We start from the raw sequence: 1759 nt of genomic DNA on the forward strand, positions 1-1759 counted from the left end.
GGTAATTCCTCATATCACTGATGAAATCAAACGCCGCATCGTTGAAGGTGCTAACGGCTATGATGTCGCCTTGGTTGAAATTGGCGGCACAGTTGGGGATATCGAGTCGCAACCCTTTTTGGAAGCAGTGCGACAGTTAAAGATTGAAGTGGGCTCCCAGCGTGCGCTGTTTATGCACTTAACTCTAGTGCCTTATATTGCAACCGCAGGTGAGACCAAAACCAAGCCGACCCAGCATTCCGTAAAAGAAATGCGCTCTATCGGTATTCAGCCCGATATTCTGGTTTGTCGCTCTGATCACGAGATTGATGCATCATCTCGCCGCAAGATTGCTTTGTTTACCAACGTAGAAGAGCGCGCCGTTATCCCATTACAGGATGCAAACAGCATTTACCTGATTCCACGTATGCTGAATGAACATGGTTTGGATCAAATTGTCGTAGAACGATTTGGTCTGGAGTGTGATGAGGCCGATCTAACAGAGTGGGATTCAGTGGTTGAAGCTGAATCCAGTCCGGAAAACGAAGTAACCATTGCCATGGTAGGCAAGTACATGGAATTACTTGACGCTTATAAGTCTCTAATCGAGGCGCTTAAGCATGCAGGAATTCGTACGCGCACCAAGGTTAATATTGAGTATATTGATTCCGAGAGAATTATAGATGAAGGTACTGCCGTTCTAGAGTCAGTGGACGCAATTCTAGTGCCCGGTGGTTTTGGTAATCGTGGTGTTGAAGGTAAAATTCAGACAGTTAAGTTTGCGCGTGAAAACAAGGTTCCATATTTAGGTATTTGTTTAGGTATGCAGGTTGCTGTCATTGAATATGCTCGTCATGTCGCTGGTTTGGCTGATGCGCATAGTACTGAATTTGATAAAGGCTGCGAAAACCCGGTAGTAGGTTTGATCACTGAATGGAAAGATGCCAGCGGAGCTGTAGAGCAACGTGATGCGGGTTCAGACTTGGGCGGAACCATGCGCTTAGGTGCTCAGGAGTGTAATCTGGTTCAGGGTTCTAAGGCTTTCGAAAGTTATGGCAAGCCAGTGATCATTGAACGTCATCGTCACCGTTATGAAGTGAACAATAATATTCTGCCGCAATTAGAAGAGGCCGGTTTGATTGTTTCTGGTCGTTCAGCAGATAACTCATTAGTTGAAGTCGTTGAAGCACCGGATCATCCATGGTTTGTTGCCTGTCAGTTCCATCCGGAATTTACTTCAACGCCGCGAGACGGTCATGGTTTGTTTGAAGGTTTCATTTCTGCCGCATTCACAAATAAGTCTTCGTAAATAGAAGGGTATATAGATGAGTCAAAAAGTCATACAGGTCGGTGATGTAAAAATTTCTAATGATTTGCCATTTGTTTTGTTCGGCGGCATGAATGTATTAGAGTCCCGGGATCTTGCGATGCAGATTGCCGAGAAATATGTCGAGGTAACGACCAAGCTTGATATTCCTTATGTATTTAAAGCGTCTTTCGACAAAGCGAATCGCTCCTCTATTAACTCTTTTCGAGGCCCCGGCTTGGAAGAAGGCTTGCGTATTTTTGAAGAGGTAAAGAAAACCTTTAATGTGCCGGTCATTACCGATGTGCACGAGCCTGAGCAAGCAGCTCCGGTTGCTGAAGTTTGTGACATTATCCAATTGCCAGCTTTCTTGTCCCGTCAGACAGACCTGGTGGCAGCGATGGCCAAGACAAATGCCGTTATTAATATCAAGAAAGCCCAGTTCCTTGCGCCTCAGGAAATGAAACATATTTT

1 protein-coding gene and 1 pseudogene are annotated in these 1759 nt (G+C 45.2%); both read left to right on the plus strand.

The annotated features are described in order from the left end of the window. On the plus strand, positions 1 to 1288 hold a 1288-nt coding region (locus A3757_RS16880), incomplete at its 5' end, for a CTP synthase (RefSeq protein WP_068739973.1). Between the two features lie 16 nt (positions 1289 to 1304). Continuing rightward, positions 1305 to 1759 (plus strand): annotated as a pseudogene (locus A3757_RS16885) (3-deoxy-8-phosphooctulonate synthase); the annotation flags it as partial.

Source organism: Oleiphilus sp. HI0117, assembly GCF_001635235.1.